The organism is Achromobacter spanius, from assembly GCF_039673305.1.
In the GTDB taxonomy this organism is placed as follows: domain Bacteria; phylum Pseudomonadota; class Gammaproteobacteria; order Burkholderiales; family Burkholderiaceae_B; genus Achromobacter; species Achromobacter spanius_F.
On sequence record NZ_JBDJLJ010000002.1, the window covers coordinates 265,790 to 286,743 of the forward strand.

20 protein-coding genes and 2 tRNA genes are annotated in these 20,954 nt (G+C 67.2%); 14 read left to right on the forward strand and 8 right to left on the reverse strand.

Features of this window, described 5'->3' with window-relative positions; translation table 11 throughout:
* Nucleotides 1-75: 75 nt before the first annotated feature.
* The 4 genes from ABE485_RS03425 to ABE485_RS03440 all read left to right on the forward strand — a co-directional run bounded on the left by ABE485_RS03425 (nucleotide 76) and on the right by ABE485_RS03440 (nucleotide 4,366).
* Nucleotides 76-999 (forward strand): LysR family transcriptional regulator, encoded by a 924-nt coding sequence (locus tag ABE485_RS03425; RefSeq protein ID WP_346513463.1) that lies wholly within the window; start codon nucleotides 76-78, stop codon nucleotides 997-999.
* Between the two features lie 177 nt (nucleotides 1,000-1,176).
* Nucleotides 1,177-2,385, forward strand: coding sequence for a CaiB/BaiF CoA transferase family protein (locus tag ABE485_RS03430; RefSeq protein WP_346513464.1), 1,209 nt, complete (start codon nucleotides 1,177-1,179; stop codon nucleotides 2,383-2,385).
* 77 nt (nucleotides 2,386-2,462) lie between these two features.
* The gene (locus ABE485_RS03435; RefSeq protein ID WP_346513466.1) at nucleotides 2,463-3,422 is read left to right on the forward strand and encodes a Bug family tripartite tricarboxylate transporter substrate binding protein; all 960 of its coding nucleotides are present in this window, start codon (nucleotides 2,463-2,465) and stop codon (nucleotides 3,420-3,422) included.
* A gap of 26 nt (nucleotides 3,423-3,448) precedes the next feature.
* On the forward strand, nucleotides 3,449-4,366 hold the full coding sequence (locus ABE485_RS03440; protein ID WP_346513468.1) for a hydroxymethylglutaryl-CoA lyase: 918 nt from the start codon (nucleotides 3,449-3,451) through the stop codon (nucleotides 4,364-4,366).
* Between the two features lie 3 nt (nucleotides 4,367-4,369).
* On the opposite strand, the gene ABE485_RS03445 is transcribed toward ABE485_RS03440, so the two are convergent.
* A complete protein-coding gene (locus tag ABE485_RS03445) occupies nucleotides 4,370-4,807 on the reverse strand; it encodes a universal stress protein (protein ID WP_346513469.1) in 438 nt (145 codons plus the stop codon).
* Between the two features lie 62 nt (nucleotides 4,808-4,869).
* A tRNA-Ser gene (locus tag ABE485_RS03450) sits at nucleotides 4,870-4,957 on the reverse strand.
* Nucleotides 4,958-5,135: 178 nt separating this feature from the next.
* Here ABE485_RS03450 and ABE485_RS03455 point away from each other — a divergent pair.
* The 10 genes from ABE485_RS03455 (at nucleotide 5,136) to ABE485_RS03500 (ending at nucleotide 14,820) form a co-directional block, all read left to right on the forward strand.
* Nucleotides 5,136-6,113 carry an NAD(P)H-quinone oxidoreductase gene (locus ABE485_RS03455; RefSeq protein ID WP_346513470.1) on the forward strand — a complete coding sequence of 326 codons (978 nt, stop codon included), beginning with the start codon at nucleotides 5,136-5,138 and terminating at the stop codon, nucleotides 6,111-6,113.
* Nucleotides 6,114-6,332: 219 nt separating this feature from the next.
* On the forward strand, nucleotides 6,333-7,079 hold the full coding sequence (gene tpiA, locus ABE485_RS03460; RefSeq protein ID WP_346513471.1) for a triose-phosphate isomerase: 747 nt from the start codon (nucleotides 6,333-6,335) through the stop codon (nucleotides 7,077-7,079).
* Between the two features lie 21 nt (nucleotides 7,080-7,100).
* Entirely contained in the window at nucleotides 7,101-7,586 is a 486-nt protein-coding gene (gene secG / locus ABE485_RS03465) for a preprotein translocase subunit SecG (RefSeq protein WP_346513473.1), read from the forward strand.
* An 80-nt stretch (nucleotides 7,587-7,666) separates the two neighbouring features.
* Nucleotides 7,667-8,608, forward strand: coding sequence for a LysR substrate-binding domain-containing protein (locus tag ABE485_RS03470; protein ID WP_346513474.1), 942 nt, complete (start codon nucleotides 7,667-7,669; stop codon nucleotides 8,606-8,608).
* An 83-nt stretch (nucleotides 8,609-8,691) separates the two neighbouring features.
* A complete protein-coding gene (gene hglS / locus ABE485_RS03475) occupies nucleotides 8,692-10,089 on the forward strand; it encodes a 2-oxoadipate dioxygenase/decarboxylase HglS (RefSeq protein WP_346513475.1) in 1,398 nt (465 codons plus the stop codon).
* Nucleotides 10,086-11,279 (forward strand): alpha-hydroxy acid oxidase, encoded by a 1,194-nt coding sequence (locus tag ABE485_RS03480; protein WP_346513477.1) that lies wholly within the window; start codon nucleotides 10,086-10,088, stop codon nucleotides 11,277-11,279. Before hglS ends, ABE485_RS03480 begins: the two co-directional genes overlap by 4 nt.
* 86 nt (nucleotides 11,280-11,365) lie before the next feature.
* Nucleotides 11,366-12,355: a Bug family tripartite tricarboxylate transporter substrate binding protein gene (locus tag ABE485_RS03485; RefSeq protein WP_346513479.1), complete on the forward strand. Its 990-nt coding sequence runs from the start codon at nucleotides 11,366-11,368 to the stop codon at nucleotides 12,353-12,355.
* A gap of 136 nt (nucleotides 12,356-12,491) precedes the next feature.
* Nucleotides 12,492-12,576: transfer RNA gene (locus tag ABE485_RS03490), tRNA-Leu, on the forward strand.
* A 345-nt stretch (nucleotides 12,577-12,921) separates the two neighbouring features.
* Nucleotides 12,922-14,067, forward strand: coding sequence for a glycosyltransferase family 4 protein (locus ABE485_RS03495; protein WP_346513481.1), 1,146 nt, complete (start codon nucleotides 12,922-12,924; stop codon nucleotides 14,065-14,067).
* Between the two features lie 48 nt (nucleotides 14,068-14,115).
* A complete protein-coding gene (locus ABE485_RS03500; RefSeq protein ID WP_346513483.1) occupies nucleotides 14,116-14,820 on the forward strand; it encodes a YrbL family protein in 705 nt (234 codons plus the stop codon).
* Between the two features lie 4 nt (nucleotides 14,821-14,824).
* Here ABE485_RS03500 and ABE485_RS03505 read toward each other — a convergent pair whose 3' ends face one another.
* From ABE485_RS03505 to ABE485_RS03530, 6 genes are all read right to left on the reverse strand, one after another.
* On the reverse strand, nucleotides 14,825-15,454 hold the full coding sequence (locus ABE485_RS03505; RefSeq protein WP_346513485.1) for a helix-turn-helix domain-containing protein: 630 nt from the start codon (nucleotides 15,452-15,454) through the stop codon (nucleotides 14,825-14,827).
* Between the two features lie 148 nt (nucleotides 15,455-15,602).
* Nucleotides 15,603-17,063 (reverse strand): N-acyl-D-amino-acid deacylase family protein, encoded by a 1,461-nt coding sequence (locus ABE485_RS03510; RefSeq protein ID WP_346513487.1) that lies wholly within the window; start codon nucleotides 17,061-17,063, stop codon nucleotides 15,603-15,605.
* A gap of 22 nt (nucleotides 17,064-17,085) precedes the next feature.
* Nucleotides 17,086-18,084 carry an ABC transporter ATP-binding protein gene (locus tag ABE485_RS03515; protein ID WP_346513489.1) on the reverse strand — a complete coding sequence of 333 codons (999 nt, stop codon included), beginning with the start codon at nucleotides 18,082-18,084 and terminating at the stop codon, nucleotides 17,086-17,088.
* Between the two features lie 8 nt (nucleotides 18,085-18,092).
* A complete protein-coding gene (locus ABE485_RS03520; protein ID WP_346513491.1) occupies nucleotides 18,093-19,100 on the reverse strand; it encodes an ABC transporter ATP-binding protein in 1,008 nt (335 codons plus the stop codon).
* A gap of 8 nt (nucleotides 19,101-19,108) precedes the next feature.
* Nucleotides 19,109-19,984: an ABC transporter permease gene (locus ABE485_RS03525; RefSeq protein ID WP_346513493.1), complete on the reverse strand. Its 876-nt coding sequence runs from the start codon at nucleotides 19,982-19,984 to the stop codon at nucleotides 19,109-19,111.
* A 13-nt stretch (nucleotides 19,985-19,997) separates the two neighbouring features.
* A complete protein-coding gene (locus tag ABE485_RS03530) occupies nucleotides 19,998-20,933 on the reverse strand; it encodes an ABC transporter permease (protein ID WP_346513495.1) in 936 nt (311 codons plus the stop codon).
* Between the last annotated feature and the right edge of the window lie 21 nt (nucleotides 20,934-20,954).

The window sequence follows — 20,954 nt, forward strand, 5'->3', positions numbered from 1 at the left end:
CCGGAAGCCCGAATCCGGCTGCGGCCGGGAAAACCCCGATCCCGGCCCGGGGGGGCAGGGACGACACTTTGCGCCATGAAACCGACCCCGCCCGCCCCGACTATCCGCGATATCGATCCCGTCTCCCTGCGCCTTTTCCTGGCCGCGCTGGAAGAAGGCAGCCTGGCGCGCGCCGCCGCCCGCGAGAACATCGTGCCGTCCGCCGTCAGCAAGCGCATGTCCGAGATGGAAGACGCCTTCGGCGTGCCGCTGCTGGAGCGCGGCGTCAAGGGCGTGCAGCCGACGCCGGCCGGCGACGCCCTGGCTACCCACGTGCGCCGCGTGCTGCAGGACATCGACCGGATGCACCGGGACATGGCTGGGTTCGCCACTGGCGTGCGCGGGCATATCCGGCTGGCGGTCAGCTTCGCGGCGCTGTCGGGCGATCTGCCGGCGCAGATCCAGTCGTTCCGGCGCGCGTATCCGCAGATCGATATCTCGCTGGAAGAGGACACGACCCAGGCGGCGTTCCGCGCCGTGCTGGATGGGCAGGCGGACGTGGCGGCGGGGTCGGATTTCGGCCATGACGGCCTGCAGGTGTTCCCTTGCGGCCATTGCGAACTGGCGGCCGTGGTGCCGGGCCAGCACCTGCTGGCCGACCGCGAGACGCTGGACTACGCGCAGTTGCTGCCGTTCGAGCAGATCGAGCTGAACCGCGATAACGGCATCAGCAGCGTGTTCGACCAGGCGGCGCGCGATGCGGGCATGACGCGCCGCATCAGCGCGCGGGTCAGCTCGCACGAGACCGTCTGCCTGCTGGTCGCGCGCGGCATGGGCGTTGCCGTGGTGCCGCATTACCTGAAGCCGCGCCTGGCGCACCTGGACATCCGCTTCATTCCGCTGCGGGGCCCCTGGTCCAGCACGCCGCTCTGCATTGCGGTGCGGGATCCGCAAGCGCTGTCGCCGGCCGCGCGGGCGCTGCTGGCGCACCTGGGGGTGCTGCCCGCCGCGTCCGCCTGACGCTGGGCGTGGCTCAGGGCAAACCCGGACGTTCCGAAACGAGAATGCCCCCGTGCTGAAAGACCGCTACCCGCTGCCCGCGCAAGCCCGCGATCATGGGTCCATTCTGGCGGCGGCAGGCCTGATTCCATTCTTGCCGTTCCCTCCGTTGATCAGGCAGGCAAGAGGAAATCGTTGATGACAGCAGCACGGGCTTCACACTTCATGGACAGCGCCGAATTGCCCTTGCGCGGCATCAAGGTGCTGGAACTGTCCCACATGATCATGGGGCCGGCCGCCGGCCTGTCGCTGGCCGACCTGGGCGCGGACGTGATCAAGGTCGAGCCCATCGACGGCGACCGCACCCGTCGCCTGAAGGGATCCGGCAGCGGCTACTTTCCGGTCTTCAACCGCAACAAGCAGAGCCTTGCGATCGATCTCAAGTCGCCCGAGGGCCAGGAAGTCGTGCGCAAGCTGGCGCTGCAGACCGACATGATCGTGGAGAATTTTCGCGACGGCAGCCTGGCGCAATACGGGCTGGACTACGAATCGCTGTCGGCCGAGAACCCTGGATTGATCTATGTCTCGCTGAAGGGCTTCTTGTCCGGGCCCTACAAGCATCGCACCGCGCTGGACGAAGTGGTGCAGATGATGGGCGGGCTGGCCTACATCAACGGCGGCGCCGACACGCCGCAGCGGGTGGCGGCATCCGTCAACGACATCCTGGGCGGCACCTTCGGCGTGGTGGGCGCGCTGGCCGCGCTGCACGACCGCCACGCGACCGGCCGCGGCCGCCATGTCCGGTCGGGCCTGTTTGAAAACAACCTGCTGCTGGTGGCCCAGTTCATCGCGCAGTTCCAGCTGACCGGAATGGCGCCCAAGCCCATGGGCGCGGAGCGCAAGCCGCCATGGGGGGTGTACGACGTGTTCGAGACCGCCGACGGCCGCGTGTTCGTCGCGGTGGTGGGCGATGCCCAATGGCGCAATTTCGCGCAGAAGTTCCTGCCGCCCGAATGGGCCGCGGATCCGCGCCTGGCGACGGCTGTCGACCGCGAGGCTGCGCGCTCCTGGCTGGTTCCCGGCGTGGGCGAGATCCTGAAAACCTGGAAGACCGACGACCTGTGCGCGGCGCTCGAAGCGGCCAATCTGTCCTATGGGCCGATCCGCCAGCCGCACGACCTGCTGGACGATGCGCACCTGAACGCCGGGGGCGCGCTGCTCCAGACCCGGCTGCCGGACGGCGGCGAGATATCGGCCGCGGCGCTGCCCATCGAATTCGATGGGCGCAAGGCGGGCAAGCGGTTCGATCCGCCGGAGCAGGGCGCGCAGACGCACGCCATTCTGCAGGGCCTGGGCCTGGATGCCGCGCGCATCGAAGCCCTGCGCGCCCAGGGAGTCATTGCATGAAGACCGGGCGGTAGCGCCTGATCCCTGTCGAGGCGGCGCCAGACCGCCAAGACGTCCATCAAAGAGGAGACAACCCGATGATCCGCAAACTAGTCGCGATGGCCGCATTGGCCGTCGCATGCACGGCCCATGCGCAGGACTATCCCAGCAAACCCATCCGCATCATCATCCCGTCCACGCCGGGCGGGGGCACCGATTACATCGGCCGCCTGATGAGCACCAAGCTGCATGAACTGACCGGCTGGGCGGTCGTGCCCGAGAACAAGCCCGGTGCGGGCACGGCGCTGGGCCTGGCCGAAGCGGCGCGTTCGCCCGCGCAGGGCTATGACCTGGTGATAGGCCAGTCCGACAACGTCACGCTGATTCCGCTGTTGATGAAGGTGGCGTACGACCCCGTCAAGGATCTGGCGCCGGTGGCGCTGGTGGCCACGACGCCGATGGTGCTGCTGGTGGCCGAGCAATCGCCCTACAAGACGCTGCCGGAAGTGATCGAGGCGGCCAGGAAGGAACCCAACAAGATCTCCTACGGGACGTCGGGCACGGGCGGGGGCGTACACATCGCCATGGAAATGCTGCAGCACGAAGCCGGCTTCAAGATGCAGCATGTGCCGTACAAGGGATCCGCGCCGGCGCTGGCGGACCTGATGGGCGGACACCTGCAGTTTGCGGGCTCGTCGATCTCGTCGGCCGCGACCCTCATCAAGTCCGGCAAGGTGCGCGCGCTGGCGGTGACTTCGCCCAAGCGCAATCCCGCATTGCCCGACGTGCCCACCGTGGCGGAGCTGGGATACAAGGATTTCAGCGTGGTGACCTACTACGGCGTGCTGGCCCCGGCCAAGACGCCGGCCGACATCGTCACCCGGCTGAACGCCGACTTCAACAAGCTGCTGGCGCGCAAGGACGTGCAGGAAGCGCTGGCGGCCCAAGGGCTGGAAACCGACCCGGTGTCCAGCGATCAATTCGCCGCGCTGATCCAGTCGGACATCGGCAAGGCGCGCCAGACCATCAAGAGCGCCGGCATCGTCATCCAGCAATAGATCCGGAAACGGCAAACGGGACGCACATGAACCAGGAAGTCAGGCTTTGTGAAGTGGGGCCGCGCGACGGCCTGCAGATGGCCAAGGGCATGATGGCCGGCGCGGACAAGCTGCGCTGGATACGGCAACTGGCCGACGCGGGCCTGCGCGAGATCGAGGTGGGCAGCTTCGTGTCGCCGCGGCTGGTGCCGCAGATGGCGGACACGGGCGCCATCCTGCCCGAGGTCCTGAAGATAAGCGGCCTGACCGTCTGCGCGCTGGCCTGCAATCTCAAGGGGGCCATCGCCGCGTACGAGGCGGGCGCGCACGTGCTGGCGTTTCCGGTGTCGGTCAGCGACACGCACAGCCACGCCAACGTGGGCAAGGGCACGGATGCGCAGGTGGCGATGCTCGAGTCCATCGTCGACTGGGTGCGCGCGCAGGCGCGGCCGATGCGCATCGACGCGGCCGTGGCGACGGCCTTCGGGTGCTCGATGGAAGGCGAGGTGCCGGTGCGGCGCGTGGCCCAGGTGGCCGCGGCGGTGGCGCGCGCGGGCGCCGATGAAATCGCGCTGGCCGACACGGTGGGCTACGCCCACCCGGCGCGGGTGCGCGAGGCGGTGCGCGCCACGCAGGACGCAGTGGGCGCCACGCTCACGAAGCTGCACCTGCACGACACGATGGGGCTGGGGCTGGCCAATGTCCTGGCGGGGCTGGATGAAGGCATCCGCAGCTTCGATTCCTGCCTGGGAGGGCTGGGTGGCTGCCCGTTCGCGCCGGGCGCATCGGGCAACATCGTGACGGAAGACCTGGTGTTCATGCTGGAAAGCATGGGCTACCGGACGGGCGTAAATCTGCCCCGGCTGCTTGCCGCGCGCGAACTGCTGGCGGCGTCGCTGCCGCACGAACGCCTGCGCAGCGGCGTGGCCGCCGCGGGCATTCCCAGGACCTACGCAGCCGCCTGAAGGTCAGCGGTACACCAGTACCGGCAAGGTGGAATGCGCCAGCACCTTCTGGGTCTGGCTGCCCAGCAGCAGCGCCGCCATGCCGCCGCGCCCGTGCGAGGACATGGCGATCAGGTCGCAATTGCGCGTCACGGCAACGTCGACGATCACCTGATAAGGGGTATCGCTTTCGCGCATTTCCGTGGCGCAGGCGACGCCTGCCGTGCTGGCCTTGCCTGCCGCTTCCGACAGATATGAGCTGGCCAGTTCCTTGGCCTGATGTTCGTAGACCTGGCGCACGCCCTCGAGCTGCACGGTCTCCATGGATGGCATGTGGAAATGGCTGTACACCGTCAGCACCGTGACGCTGGCGCCGAGCTCGCGGGCCAGGGCCAATCCTTGCTCCAGGCCGGAATTGGCGAGGCTGGATCCGTCGATGGGGATGAGTATGTGCTTGTACATGGCAACCTCCAGGGGGAATCTGCGTCCATACTACGCCTGAAGGGGACGGTTGCCTTTGATTTTGGCGGAAGCGGTGAGATTCGAACTCACGAACGGTTGCCCGTTGCCGGTTTTCAAGACCGGTGCAATCGACCACTCTGCCACGCTTCCGGGGTATTGCTCTGGTACTGCTTTGGTATTGCCGGGTTATTGCCCTGACACTGCTGCGCGGATACTGCCAGGCTGTTGCCTCGCAATCCGGCCGTCTGGCAAACATTCTGCCCGAACGAAGGCGCGATATCCCGTAAAGGGCGCAATAATAATCCATTTGCTGCGAAGGAGGCACGCGATGCACGCTGTTGAAATCTCCCGGCCCGGTGGCCCGGATGTCCTGGTCCCCGTGGAGCGTCCCACGCCCGAAGCCGGGGCCGGCGAAGTCCTGATCAAAGTAAGCGCCGCGGGCGTCAACCGTCCCGACGTGTTCCAGCGCAAGGGCAACTATGCTCCGCCGCGCGGCGCGTCCGACCTGCCGGGCCTGGAAGTGGCCGGCGAGATCGTGGGCGGCGACGTGGCGGGCAGCGGTTTTGCCCTGGGCGACAAGGTCTGCGCGCTGGTGGCGGGCGGCGGCTACGCCGAATACTGCGTCGCGCCCGTGGCGCAATGCCTGCCCATTCCCAAGGGCCTGTCCGACATCGAGGCAGCGGGCCTGCCGGAAACCTATTTCACCGTCTGGAGCAACGTGTTCGACCGCGGCCGCCTGGCCGACGGCGAAGCCCTGCTGGTGCACGGCGGCGCCAGCGGCATCGGCACCACGGCCATCCAGCTTGCCCGCGCACTGGGCCACAAGGTCTATGCAACGGTCGGCAGCGACGACCGCGCGCGTGCCGTGGAAGCGCTGGGCGCCGACAAGGGCATCAACTACAAGACGCAGGACTTCGTGAAGGAAGTGCTGGACGCTACCGGCGGCCGCGGCGTGGATGTGATCCTGGACATGGTGGCCGGCGACTACATCGGCCGCGACATGCAATGCCTTGCCGACGACGGGCGCATCGTCATCATCGCCCAGCTGGGCGGATCCCACGCCAATGTGGACACCTCGCAGGTCATGCGCCGCCGCCTGACCATCACCGGCTCCACCCTGCGTCCTCGTCCGGTCGCTTTCAAGGGCGCCATTGCCCGCGCCCTGCGCGAACAGGCCTGGCCGCTGCTGGAAAATGGGGCCATCAAGCCCATCGTCCACGCCACCTTCCCCCTGGCCGAGGCTTCCAAGGCGCACGCCATGATGGAAAGCGGTGAAAACATCGGCAAAATCATCCTGACAATGTAAGAAACGCGCGGCGTTCGGCGTATCGCCGCGCAACAGGATACAATCTCGGGTTTCGCCTGGAATTTTTTCCAGGCAGGCCCGTGGGCGGTTGCCGCAGTTGCCCCATAAGACCCCTGTTTCAGGTCCCGCTGCTTGGATTTCCAGGCCGGCCCGCCCGGACAGGGTGCATGTGGTCCCGGCTTTTGCCGCCTCCAGACAAATTCGCCAAACAAATTCGCCATGACTTCAGTCGAAAACCGCGCCCGCCTCGTGCTGGGCAACTGGAAGATGCACGGCAACCTGGCCGAGAACGCCGCGTTGCTGACCGAGCTTCGCGCCGCGGATGCTGCGAGCCACTGCGAAATCGGCATCTGTGTTCCGTTCCCGTACCTGGCGCAGGCCGCTTCGGCATTGACCGGCAGCAGCGTCACCTGGGGCGCGCAAGACGTCAGCGCGCACGAAAAGGGCGCATACACGGGCGAAGTGTCCGGCCCCATGCTGAAGGAATTCGGCTGCCGCTGGGCGCTGGCCGGCCACTCCGAGCGCCGCGTGCTGCACGGTGAAACCGACGAAGTCGTGGCCGCCAAGGCCCAGGCCGCGCTGGCCGCCGGGCTGACCCCGGTGGTGTGCGTGGGCGAATCCCTGGCCGACCGCGAGGCCGGCAATACGCTGGCCGTCATCGAACGCCAGTTGAAGCCAGTGCTGGCCCTGGGCGCCGACGCCGTGTCGCGCATGGTCCTGGCCTATGAGCCCGTCTGGGCCATCGGCACGGGCCGCACCGCCAGCCCCGAGCAGGCCCAGGAAGTCCACGGCGCCATCCGCGCCGCGCTGCGCACCCTGGGCGCCGCGCAGGTGCAAGTGTTGTATGGCGGCAGCGTGAAAGCCGCCAACGCCTCCAGTTTGTTCGCCATGACTGATATCGACGGAGCCCTGGTCGGCGGCGCGTCGCTCGTGGCCGAAGAGTTTTTGCGAATTGCCGCCATCTAAGTTTCCGTTCCGGAGTCTGTAATGCCCCTGATGCTCAAAATTCTGCTGGCCGTCCAAGTGATCTCGGCGCTGGCTATCATCGTCCTGGTCCTGCTTCAGCAGGGCAAAGGCGCCGACATGGGCTCCGCTTTCGGTAGCGGCTCGTCGGGCAGCCTGTTCGGCGCCACCGGCGCGGCGAACTTCCTGTCGCGCGCCACCAAGTGGGCCGCCGTGGTGTTCTTCGCGTCCACCGCCGGCCTGGCCTACGTCAGCCACAAGGGCACCAGCGGCCCGGCCGTTGATTCCGGCGTGATGCAAAGCTTCCCGGCCGACCGCTCGGTCCCGCAAGCGCCGGGTTCCGTGCCCGCCGCTCCTGGCGCGTCGTCCGTGCCTGGCGCTTCGTCGGTCCCCGGCGCGGCTCCGGCTCCCGCCGCCAAGCCCGACGCCTCGGTGCCGTCGGCGCCGGCCGCGCCCGCCGCGCCTGCTGGCGAAAAGCCGGCGGAAACGCCCGCCGCGCCGGCAAAGTAAGGTGGCAGCAGGAAGAAAGGCCGGCGCATGCCGGCCTTTTTTTATTGTTGCAGCAGTGAAGTGATCCGCAGGGGAGCTCCATGGAAAAGCGCTTGATGCCGTCGATGATGGCGCTGCAGTGTTTCGAGGCGGTCGCGCGGCACATGAGCTTCACGCGCGCGGCGGAGGAGCTGCACATGACGCAGAGCGCGATCAGCAAGCAGATCGCGCAGCTGGAGTCGCTGCTGCGCAATCCGCTGTTCCTGCGGGTGCGGCGCCGACTGCAATTGACGCCCGCCGGGGCGCTCTACCAGTCCGAGGTCAGGGCCATTCTGAACCAGGTGGACATGTCTTCGCGCACCATCCTGACCTACGGCAGCGAAACCCAGGTCCTGACCATCGGCACCCAGCCGACCTTCGGCGCGCGCTGGCTCATCCCGCGCCTGCAGCGCTTCATGGCCGCGCACCCGGACATCCAGGTGAAGGTGCGCAGCGAGACCCGGCCGTTCGATCTGATGCAGGCCAGGATCGACATTTCGTTTTTCTTCGGGCACGGCACGCTGCCCGGCGCCCAATGCCGCGAACTGTTCGAGGCCGACGTGGTGCCGGTCTGCGCGCCCGGATTCCTGCGCGGCGACAAGGTCGCCGACCTGGAGGAGCTGGGCCAGCAGACGCTGATCCAGTGCGCCTCGCGCCCCGAGGCCTGGCATGACTATTTTTCCCATCAGCGATTCCAGTCCGACCGCAGCTACCACGGCCCGCGGTTCGATACGTTCTACATGTGCGTGCGCGCGGCCGAAGGCGGCTGCGGCATCGCACTGACGCCCCGGCTGCTGGCCGAAGAAGAATTGCAGGCCGGCAAGCTGGTCATCCCCTGGGACTATGTGCAGCCCAGCGACGGCGCGTACTTCGTCGCGTACTCCGAGCATTCGGCCGAGGTGCCGAAGATCAAGCAATTCGTGGCCTGGGTGGAAGACGAGGCCGGGCGGCTGGACGCCCGAAAGGCCCCGCGGCCGCGGTCCATGAAAAAACGGACTGATTAACCCGATTTTTTTCATTTGATTGCGCCCCGCCGGGCGTGATTTCATGCGGGCCATCCCTTGTTCACCGATGCGCCGAGCCCGCCATGAGTCAGAGTTTCGTCAGTCCCGATCAAATCCGCGCCTGGTTTTCGCGCGCCATGTCCGACATGTACAAGCAGGAAGTGCCGCTGTACGACACGCTGCTGGACCTGGTGGCCCAGGTGAACGCCAAGACGATGGCCGGGCAGCCGGAACTGGCCGCGCAATTGGCGCGCACCGGCGAGATCGAGCGCCTGGACATCGAGCGCCATGGCGCGATCCGCGTGGGCACCGCCGAAGAGCTGGCCAACATGCGGCGTGTTTTCGCCGTGATGGGCATGCAGCCGGTGGGCTACTACGACCTGTCGCCAGCCGGCGTCCCCGTGCATTCGACTGCGTTTCGCGCGACGCACGAAGCCGCGCTGCAGGCCAGCCCCTTCCGCGTTTTCACGTCCCTGCTGCGGCTGGAACTGATCGACGACGCGGCGCTGCGCGAGAAGGCCGCCCGGATCCTGTCGGCGCGCCGGATTTTCACCGCCCGCGTGCTTGAGCTGACGGCCTGTTCCGAAGCGCAAGGCGGTTTGAACGACGCCGATGCGCAGGAATTCGTTGCCGAGGCCTTGCACACCTTCCGCTGGCACAGCGAGTCCACGGTCAGCCTGGAAGACTATCGCGAGCTGCATGGGCTGCACCGCCTGATTGCCGACGTGGTGGCCTTCAAGGGACCGCACATCAACCATCTGACGCCGCGCACCCTGGACATCGACGAAGCGCAGGCCGAAATGCCCCGGCGCGGCGTGTCGGCCAAGGCCGTCATCGAAGGCCCGCCGCCGCGCAAGTGCCCGATCCTGCTGCGCCAGACCAGCTTCAAGGCGCTGGAGGAACCCGTGCGCTTTGCCGGCCCGGACGGCGGCACGTCGGTGGGCAGCCATACGGCCCGCTTCGGCGAGATCGAGCAGCGCGGCGTGGCGCTGACCCGCAAGGGCCGCGCCCTGTACGACCAGCTGCTGGATCTGGCGCGCAGCCGCATCAGCGGCGCGCCCAACGAAGGCAATGCGGCCGCCTACATGCAGAACCTGCAGGAATGCTTTGCCGCGTTTCCGGATGACTACAAGGCGCTGCATGACCAGGGGCTGGCGTATTTCCGCTATTTCCTGACCGGCAAGGAAGGCGCTCCGGACGCGACGGACCTGTCCACGCTGATCGGGCAGGGTTACCTGCAGTTCGAGCCGCTGGTGTATGAAGACTTCCTGCCGGTCAGCGCCGCGGGCATCTTCCAATCGAACCTGGGCGACAAGGCGCAGGCCGAGTACGCGCAGAACGCCAGCCAGGCCGCGTTCGAGCAGGCCCTGGGTGCGCCCGTGATGGACGAATTGGCGCTGTACGAAGACACGCAGGCGCGCTCGCTGGCCGCCTGCCTGCAAGCATTGGGCGCGCAAGCCGGTACGCCGGTGGCCGCATGAGTCGCCTGGACCGCTGCCTGTCGGTGGGCGACTTCGAGCGCGAAGCGCGGCGCATCATGCCGCGCTGCGTCGAAGGCTACATCTGCGGTGGCACCGAAGACGGCGAATCGCTGGCCGAAAGCCTGCGCGCCCCGCGCGATATCGGCTTTCGCCCGCGCGGCCTGCGCGTGGTGGACCGGCGCAGCAGCCAGGTCAGCCTGTTCGGCCAGGACTACGCCATGCCCGTGGGCTTCGCGCCCACGGGATTTTCGGCGATCGTCATGCATGAATGCGACCTGGCGCTGGCGCGAGTCGCCCAGGAATCCCGCATTCCCTTCATCATCAGCGGCGCCTCCAGCGTGCCGCTCGAGCGCCTGCAGGAAGCCACCGGCAATCGCTGCTGGTACCAGGCCTACCTGCCCGGCAACATCGAGCGCATCGGCAAGCTGCTGGCCCGTCTGCGCCAGGCCAAAATCCCGGTGCTGGTCGTGACCATCGACACCTGCGTCGGCGCCAACCGCGAGAACCTGCAGCGCCTGGCCTTTACCGTGCCGTTCAAGATGAGCGCAAGCGTCGTGCTGGACGGCATGCTGCATCCGCGCTGGAGCCTGAACGTCTTCATGCGCACGCTGCTGGGCAGCGGCGTGCCGCGGTTCTCGAACCTGTACGAAGACATCGGCCCGCCCATCACGCAGGATCCGCCCAACGGTTTTCGGGGCGAACGCGACAAGCTGTCGTGGGAGCATATCCGCTGGATCCGCGAGAACTGGCCGGGCACGCTGGTGCTCAAGGGCGTGATGCATCCCGATGATGCGCGGCTGGCCTGCGCCGCGGGCGCCGACGGCGTGATCGTGTCGAATCACGGCGGCCGCCAGCTCGACGGCTGCATTTCGCCCTTGCAGGCGCTGCCCGACATCGTGGCGGCGGTGCCGGCCGGGTATCCCGTGATGGTGGACGGCGGCTTCCGGCGCGGTTCCGACGTGCTCAAGGCAGTGGCCCAGGGCGCGCGCATGGTCTTCACCGGCAGGCCGCAGCTCTTCGGCGCGGCGGTGGCCGGCGCCGCCGGCATCCGCAAGGTCGCCGACATCTTCCGCAGCGAAATCTCCACCAACATGGCGCTGCTCGGCTGCAGCACGCTTGCCGACGTCACGCCCGACCTGATCGCGCCGGTAAGCGCGGCGGGCTCCTGGCGCCCGCAGGCTGCCGCGTAACCCCGCCGGGCCGCCCGGCCCGGACAACAACAAAAAAATGGCGCGCACGGATCCGTCGCGCCCGACCGTTCTCAAAAGGAGGAAACATGAGAAAAATCTATTCCAAACTGGCTGGCGCTGCCGCCGTGCTGGCGTGCTTCGCATCCGGGGCCGTCCAGGCCCAGGCGAACGCCTATCCCACCAAGCCGGTCCGCCTGGTCGTGGGCTATGCCCCCGGCGGCACCACCGACATCAGCGCCCGCATGATCGCGGACGTGCTGGGCAAGGAATTCGGCCAGACCTTCGTGGTGGAGAACAAGCCGGGCGCCAACAGCAACATCGGCGCGGAGTCCGTCGCCCGCGCGCCAGCGGACGGCTACACGCTGTTCGTGGGCTCGATCTCCACCGCGATCAACCAGTCGCTCTACTCCAAGATGTCCTATGACGCGCTCAAGGACCTGGACGCCGTCGCGCTGTTGAACGTGGTCCCCAACATCCTGGCGGTCAACGCCAGCGTGCCGGTCAAGACCGTGCAGGAGTACATCGACTACGCCAGGAAGAATCCCGGCAAGCTGACCTGCGCGTCGCCCGGCAACGGCTCGTCCGCCCACCTGGGCTGCGAACTGTTCAAGATGAAGACGGGCATCGACATCCTGCACGTGCCGTACCGCGGCAGCGGCCCGGCCGTGGCCGACCTGCTGGGCGGGCAGGTGGATTCCATTTTCGACAACCTGCCGCCGCTGTTGCCGCACGTGCGCGCCGGCAAGCTGACCGGCCTGGCCGTCACCACCGGCAGCCGCGTGCCGTTCGCGCCTGAAATCCCGACGATCGCCGAATCCGGCGTGCCGGGATTCGACGTGGCGGCCTGGTTCGGCCTGTTCGCCCCGGCCGGCACCCCGCCGGAAATCGTGCAGAAGGTCAACGCCGCCATCAACAAGGCGCTGACGTCCGATTCGGCCCTGGCCGCCAGCTACCAGACCAACGGCTTCCTGCTGCCCCCGCCGCCCAACACACCGCAGGCCTTCAAGGCCTTCATGGAAAGCGAGACCCGCAAGTGGGGCGAGGTCGTCAAGGCGACCAATCTGCAGATCAACTGATCGGGCTGCCCTGCGGACCGGCAAGATCTGGCCGCGGGGCAGTTTCCTGGGTAAAACGGGACGGGCTCCCCGCAATCCGATTTACGTGATAGAATGCTCGACTTTCCAGGAAGCCATGCCTTTCTGGAGTGGTCAAGCCGACGTGGTGAAATTGGTAGACACGCTATCTTGAGGGGGTAGTGGCGAAAGCTGTGCGAGTTCGAGTCTCGCCGTCGGCACCAAGAATTTGTTCCAGGGCATCCCTGGAAGCGCAAAGAACCCGCATTTCTCGCACGAGGATGCGGGTTTTTTGTTGTCCCCGGGACTGGCCTACTGTGACCCCGACGCAACGAAAGCCGCTGTCAGGGACGCCATGATGGCCATGGAAAACACATTTCCATATTGGGGAACAAACCCCGCTGGCGTGGCGCGTACCCCGGGAACACGACAATTCTGTTGGAAATCGGCCGTTTTGCGCGTGACGCTTCGCTTGTGCGGTTGGGATCGCGCGAATACCATGTGGCCACTACGCCATCAAGACATTCCGCTGTCCTCGTTTGAACCGAGGGGCGCCTCTCTATCTCCCTATGCCTTCCGAAACTCCACGATCCTTGCGCATTGCGCATGCCGAAGCCGCTTTGGGCTTTGCCGGGCAGGAACGCCGAATCCTCAAAGAAATGCAGGCCATGCGTGAACGCGGGCATCACGTGGAACTGATATGCCGGCCGCAGGCGAAACTCGTGCAGGCCGCGAAGGACGCCGGCATCACCGTCCATACGCTGCCCATGGGGGGATTGCTGAATCTGCTGCGCGGCGCGCCGAAAGTGGCCCGCATCCTGCGCAAGGGGCGTTTCGATGTCCTCAATACCCATAGCCGCATAGACACGCTGCTGGCGGGCCTGGGCGCGCGCATGGCGGGCACCCCGCTGATCGTGCGCACGCGGCACCTGACCAACCGTGTCAATTCCATGCTGGCGTATACCTGGGTGCCGCATCGGATCACCACGGTCAGCAATCACGTCAGGGGTTATCTGATCGAGCGCGGCGTCCCCGCGGATCGCGTGGAGACGGTCTACTCTCCCATCAATCTGCCGGCGCCCGGCATCCAGTCAACTCTGCGGCAGGAATTGAACCTGCCCGCAGACGCCATCGTGGTCTGCTGCGTGGCCATTCTCAGGGCAACCAAGGGGCACCGCGAGCTGATCGAAGCGTTGCGGCCCCTGATGACGCAACGGCCGCATGTGCATCTGGTCCTGGTCGGCAACGGAGACCCGCTGTTCGGTCAGTTGCAGGCGCTTATCGCGGAAATCGGCCTGGCCAGCCGCATCCATATGCTGGGCTTTCGCAATGACGTGGCAAGCATTCTGGCCGGCAGCGACATCTTTGCGCTTGCGACTCAGAAAGAGGCGTCGGGCACGGTATACGTCGAGGCCTCGGCCGCCGGCCTGCCTGTCATCGGCGTCGATGTGGGCGGAGTCAGCGAAATGGTGAGTGACGGAGAGGCCGGAATACTGGTGCCGCCTGGCGACATCGGGAAACTCAGGCAGGCGCTGGCCAGCCTGATCGACGACGGCGAGCTGCGGGCACGCATGGGACAGGCGGGCAAGCGCATGGTGTATGCCGAGGGAAAATTCTCCCTTGCAGGGTTGGCGCTACGCACCGAGCAGGTCTACGAAACATGGCTCGCCGAGCGGGGATCCCCGAGCCCGGCCGCGCTGCAGCAATCGAGTTAAGAGATTGCCATGCTAAATGCCTCTGTCCGTCGCGACCTCGCCAATACGGTGATTCCCATCAAGGGTCTGGAACTGCGGCCCCGGCTGGAGCTTGCTCCTTCGCAGTCGGTCGGCCCTTTCGACGTATTGGACCTCAGGCCGCTCGCCGTAGCCGCCGCAGGTAGCGAGCGCGATGTGTACCTGCACCCCACGGACGATTCGCTGCTTATCAAGATCGTCAATGGCGTGCGCAGCAGCGAGCGTCAACAGAAACGCCCTTGGTACAAGCGCTTCCAGCGCGGCAATGCGCATCGGGTATTCATCGCGGAAACCAACGAGTACATCGCCACCGCGGCGCGCCTGGACGCAAAATCGGGCAATGTGCCGATGGCGCGCATCTTCGGCCTGGCCCTGACTTCGAAGGGACTGGGCCTCGTGGTGGAACGCATTGTCGATGCCCACGGAAATCTGGCTCCCACGCTGAAGGAAGTCGTGGCGCGACAGGGTTTCAACACCGAACTGCGCGGCCGCGTGCACGATTTCATCATGGCCCTGGTCGATTCCCACGTGGTCTTCAACGACGTCAGCGCCAGGAATATCGTCCTGGGCTTTAACGCCAGTGGGCGGGAAGGCTTATATCTGGTGGACGGATTTGGCTCCAAGCAGCTTGTTCCGGTGTATTCCTGGAGCAAGGCGCTCAATGGCCGGCGCATCCTGCGCAGATACGACACGATGGCCAAAAAGCTCATGGCGGCGAGCGCACGTCTGAACTAGAACGTCATCCCTTCAGCCGTTCCGGCACATCCTCCATATCGCTGCACACCGCCAGAACCTCGGCGGGCTTTCTGCTGAGCGACAGATACACATGCCCGATGCTGCTGTCGAAATACGCCGACTCCAGCCGGCCGAGCACGACGCTGTCGCCGTTTTCGAACTGGATGCGGACCTTGCCGGACAGCACCACGACGAATTCCTGGCCCGGGTGACGGATGTAGTCTTCGAATTCCACCACCTTGCGCGAGTCGATCATGGCGACCATCGGCAGCATTTTCTTGCCGGGGTATTCGCCCATCAGCAGGCGGTAGTGGTAGTTCTCGGTGATGTAGTCGCGCGCGTCGCTGAGCTTGTTCTTGACGTAGGTGGGGGCGACGGCGGCCTGGGAGGCGTCGCGCAGCATGAACATGCGGGTCATGTCGATGTCGAGCGCGCGGGCCAGGGCGGCGAATTTTTCGTAGCTGAGGGCGATCTGGCCGAGTTCCGCCTTCGACAGCGTCGATACCGCAATGCCGCTGGCCTTGGACAGCGCCTGCAGGGTCATTTTCCTGGCCTTGCGCTCGGCGCGCAGGCGGGCGCCCATTTCTTCCTTGCCCACGATTTCGGGCGGGGATGTATTGCCGGTTGGGGCCATGTAGCGGTCTGGCTTCAAGGGTTGAGGGCTGGGGCAGGGCCCGCAAGCCCCGCCGCGTGTAGCCGGATTGTAAGGGGTGGGGCTGGTCAGGCGGAAAGCCCGCCCGGGCAGGGGCACGCAAGGCGGTTACGCGCGCTCCCGCGCGCGATCATGCGGCGATCCGGTGCAGCACGCGGCCGGCATGCTGGCCGGTGAAGGCCTGTTCTTCCCAGACGGGGGCGCCGTTGACGTAGACCGAGTGGATCCCGGCGGCGCGTTCGGTGGGACGCTCGAAGGTGGCGGCATCCGCCACCGTGGCGGGGTCGAAGACCACCAGGTCGGCGTAGTAGCCGGGCTGCACCTGGCCGCGTTCCGCCAGGCCGAACTTGGCGGCCGTCAGGCCCGTCATCTTCCAGACGGCGGTTTCCAGCGGGAACAGGCCCAGGTCGCGCGAGTAGTGGCCCAGCACGCGCGGGAAGGTGCCCCACAGCCGGGGATGCGGGCGTTCGTCGTGGGGCAGGCCGTCCGAGCCGATCATGGTGGGGCCGAACTTCAGGATGCGCTGGACGTCGGGCTCGTCCATCATGAAGTAGATGGCGCCCGCGGGCTGCAGGTCCGGCACCACGTCGTACTTGGATTTGCCGCGTTCGGCGGCGACCTCGTCCAGGTCGCGCCCGCTCAGTTCGGGGTATGGCTTGCACCAGGTGATGATGGTGCGGCCGGCCAGCAGCACGCGGTCCTGCTTGAGCATGGTGGAGCCCGCCACGTAGGGGTAGGCGTCCAGCGAGACGTCCTGCCTGGCCATGGCGGCTTCGATCAGGGGCAGGGTTTCGGCGGAGCGTCCGAAGTTGGGCTGGCCCATCACCTTGTGATGCGAGATCACGACGGGCACGTCCAGCTCGCGGCCGATGCGGAAGGTCTCTTCCAGCGCCTCTACGATGTGCTCGCCCTCGTCGCGCATGTGCGTGGCGTAGATGCCGCCGTGGATGTTGAGCGGACGGCAGACTTCGATGATTTCCTCGGTGGTGGCGCGGGCCGCCGGCGGGTAGAAGGTGCCGGTCGAGATGCCGATGGCGCCGCTGGCCAGCGCGTCGTCGGCCAGCGCCTGCATGGCCTGCACTTCGTCCGGCGTGGCTTCGCGCTGCAGGTCGGGCATGACGGCCGCGCGCAGCGTGGAGTGGCCCACCATGCAGGCGGCGTTGACGGCGGCGGGCGTGGCGCGCAGCGCATCCAGGTAATCGGAGAAGCGCTCGAAGCGGTAGGAACCGCCTTCGTCCAGCAGGTCCAGCGGCGCGGGCGGGCTGGCGTGGGCATGGGCCAGCGGCGCCAGGCTGATGCCGCAGTTGCCCGTCACGACGGTGGTGACGCCCTGCGAGATCTTGGGCGTCATGTCGCGGCGCTTGAGCAGGTAGTTGTCGTCGTGGGTGTGCGAGTCGATGAAGCCGGGGGCGACGACCTTGCCCGACACGTCGATGCGGCGGCGGGTGGCAGCGGCGGCCAGGTCGCCCACGGCGGCGATGCGGTCGCCGCGCATGCCCACGTCGGCGCGCTGGCCGGGGGCGTTGGTGCCGTCGATGACGGTGCCGCCGGAAAGAATGTAGTCGAACGGGGTGGCGTCGGGCTGGGACATGCGATTCTCCGGCTGGAAGGGGTCAGGCAAAGTGGCAGGCAACCTGCTGTTCGGCGGCGACCTGGCGGGGCTGGGGGGCTTCTTCGGCGCAGCGCGGCTGCGCCATCGGGCAGCGGGTGCGAAACGCGCAGCCCGACGGGGGCGACAGCGGGCTGGGTATCTCGCCCTTCAGGACTTCGACGGGCGTGCGCTCGCCCTGGCGGGCCGACGGCACGGCGGCCAGCAGCGCGCGGGTGTAGGGATGGGCCGGGCGGTCGAATATGGCGTCGCGGGTGCCGATCTCGACGATCTTGCCCAGGTACATCACGGCCACGCGGTGGCTGATGTGGCGCACCACGCTCAGGTCGTGGGAGATGAACACGTAGGTCAGGCCCAGGTCGCGCTGCAGGTCCATCAGCAGGTTGATGACCTGCGCCTGCACCGACACGTCCAGCGCCGACACCGGCTCGTCGCAGACGATCAGGCCCGGGTCCAGGGCCAGGGCGCGTGCGATGACGATGCGCTGGCGCTGCCCGCCCGAGAACTCGTGCGGATAGCGGTCGGCGGCGTCGGGGCGCAGGCTGACGCGCGCCAGCAGCTGCGCCACGCGCTCGCGGATGGCCGCGCGGTCGTGGCCGAAGTTGCGCAGCGGCTCGCCGATGATGTCGCGCACGCGCATGCGCGGGTTCATGGACGAAAACGGGTCCTGGAAGATGAACTGCATGCGGCGGCGCATGGCGCGCAACTGGCTGCTGTTCATCGTCGCCAGGTCTTCGCCTTCCAGCAGGATGCGGCCTTCGGTGGGATCGGTCAGGCGGATCAGGCACTTGCCGGTGGTGGACTTGCCGCAGCCGGATTCGCCCACCAGGCTGAGCGTCTGGCCGCGCGGGACGGACAGCGAAATGCCGTCCACGGCGCGCAGCACCTTGGCGCCGCGCCCGCTGTCCACGGGGAAGTGCTTCTTCAGGCCGATGACTTCCAGCATGGGCACCGCGGTGGAGGCGCCGACTGAAGACGCAAGGGGGATGTCGTGCAGGTTCATGGCGGGTCTCACGCGGTCAGGGCGGCGGGCGCGGGTTCGGCCTGCCGGGCCCAGCACCAGACGCGGTGGCGGGCGCCGGTTTCGGTGGCGGACGGGGCCTCTTCGGCGCAGCGCGGCAGCGCCTGCGGGCAACGCGCGGCAAAGGCGCAGCCGCGCGATTCGGGCGTTCTCACGGGGACGATGCCGGGCAGCTCGGCCAGCCGCGCCGTGTGGTCCTGGCCGTCGACGAAGTCGGGCAAGGACCGGATCAGCGCCTGGGTGTAGGGATGCTGCGGGCGGTCCAGCACGTCGTCTACGCTGCCTTCCTCGACCTTGCGCCCCGCATACATCACGATCACCCGCTGGCACATCTGCGCGACCACGCCCAGGTCGTGCGTGATCAGCACGATGGCGGTGCCCAGGCGCGCCTGGATGTCGCGCAGCAGGTGCAGGATCTGCGCCTGGATGGTGACGTCCAGCGCGGTGGTGGGCTCGTCGGCGATCAGGACCTTGGGCTGGCAGGCCAGCGCCATGGCGATCATGGCGCGCTGGCGCATGCCGCCCGACAGTTGGTAGGGATACTCGCGCACGCGGCGCGCCGGGTCCGAAATCTGCACCAGGTCCAGCAGGGCCTCGGCCTGCGCCATCGCGTCGCGCCGCGACAGGCCCTGGTGCAGCATGAGCGATTCGCAGATCTGCTTGCCCACCGTGATCACGGGGTTCAGCGAGGTCATGGGTTCCTGGAAGATCATCGAGATCTGGTTGCCGCGGATGGCGCGCATGGTTTTTTCGGGCAGCGCCAGCAGGTCGCGGCCGTCGAACTCGATGCTGCCGCCCGCGACGCGCCCGGGGGCGCGCAAGAGGCGCATGATGGACAGGGACGTGACGCTCTTGCCGCAGCCGGATTCGCCGACCAGGCCCAGGGTTTCGCCGGGCAGCAGGTCGAACGAGAGCTTGTCGACGGCCAGGACGGTCGTGTCGTCGCCGTCGAAACAGGTGGTCAGGTCGCGTACGCGCAGGACGGGATCGGGTTGCATGTGCGCTCCTACAGCTTCTTGGCCAGGCGGGGATCGAGCATGTCGCGCAGCCCGTCGCCGACCAGGTTGACGGCCAGCACGGCCACGCCCAGGAACAGGCCGGGGTACAGGATGATGTGGAACGCCACGGCCACGAAGTTGCGTCCTTCGGCCATGATGTTGCCCCAGCTGGGAATGTGCGGCGGAATGCCCACGCCCAGGAAGCTCAGCACGGCTTCGGTCAGGATGGCCGAGGCGGCGATGAAGGTGGCCTGCACCATCAGGGGCGCGAACAGGTTGGGCAGGATGTGGCGCAGCAGGATCGACGGCACCCGCGTGCCCACCGAGACGGCCGCCTCGATGTAGGGCTGTTCGCGGATGGTGAGCACCAGCGCGCGCACCAGGCGGACCACGCGCGGCACCTCCGGGATGACGATGGCGATGATGACGGTGCCCAGGCCGCCCTTCAGCGTGGCCATCAGGGCGATCGCCAGCAGCACGCCGGGAATGGCCATCAGGCCGTCCATGATGCGCATGATGACGGCGTCGATGCGGCGAAAGTAGCCGGCCAGCATGCCCAGCATCACGCCGGCCACGGTGGAAACGACGGCCACGATGATGCCGACGAGCAGCGATATCCGGGCGCCCCATATGGTGCGGGAATAGACGTCGCGGCCCAGCGCGTCGGTGCCGAACAGGTGCTCGGCCGAAGGCGGCTTCATGCGCGCCATCGGGTTGATGTCCTGCGGGTCGACGGTGGCGAGCCACGGCGCGGCCAGGGCGATGGCCGCCAGCAGCAGCAGGATCGCGGCGCCCGCATACAGCATGGGGTGGCGGCGCAGCGATCGGAACGCGCGGCGCAGGCGCGGGCGCGCAACGGGAAGCGGCAGGGTGGTCGTGTTCATGCGTTGCCTCTTCTCAGTAGCGGATGCGGGGGTCGAAGAGCCGGTAGCTCAGGTCGACCAGCAGGTTGATCAGCACATAGATGCCGGAGGCCACCAGCAGCACGCCCTGGATCACCGGATAGTCGTGGCGCAGCACGGCGTCGATGGTCAGGCGGCCAAGGCCCGGTATCGCAAACACGGTCTCGGTCACGACGACCCCGCCGATCAGGAGCGCCACGCCCACGCCGATGGTGGTGACGATCGGGTTGGCGGCATTCTTCAGCGCGTGCCACACGATGGGGCCTGCCGACAGCCCCTTGGCGCGCGCGGTGCGGATGTAGTCCTCGGACAGGGCTTCCAGCATGGTGGCGCGCGTCATGCGCGTCAGCAGCGCCATGTACACCAGCCCCAGCGACAGACAGGGCAGCACCAGGTGGCGCAGGTAAGGCACGACGCCGTCGGCCATCGGCTTGTAGCCCTGCACCGGCAGCCAGCCGAGCTTGATGGAAAAGCCGTAGACCAGGCTGTAGCCGATCAGGAACACGGGCACCGAGAACGCGCAGACCGCGCCCACCATCACCAGCCGGTCCAGCCACTTTCCGGCGTTCCAGGCGGCCAGCACGCCCAGGGGAATCGCCGCCAGCACGGCGAACAGCATGGTGAAGAGGGCGATCGAGATCGTCGGGCCCATGCGCTGGGCGATGAGCTGCGAGACGGGCATCTGCGTGGCGATCGAGGTGCCCAGGTCGCCGACGGCGATATGGCTGACCCAGATGCCGAACTGCTGCAGCAGCGGCTTGTCCAGCCCCAGGTTCTGGCGGATTTTCTCGACGTCGTCGGCGGTGGCGTTGTCGCCCGCGATCACTGCGGCCGGATCGCCCGGCGACAGGTGTATCAGCAGGAACACCACGACGGCCACGACGGCCATGACAGGTATGACGGCCGCGATGCGGCGCAGGATGAATTTCACGCTGGATTCCCCCCGGCTTGC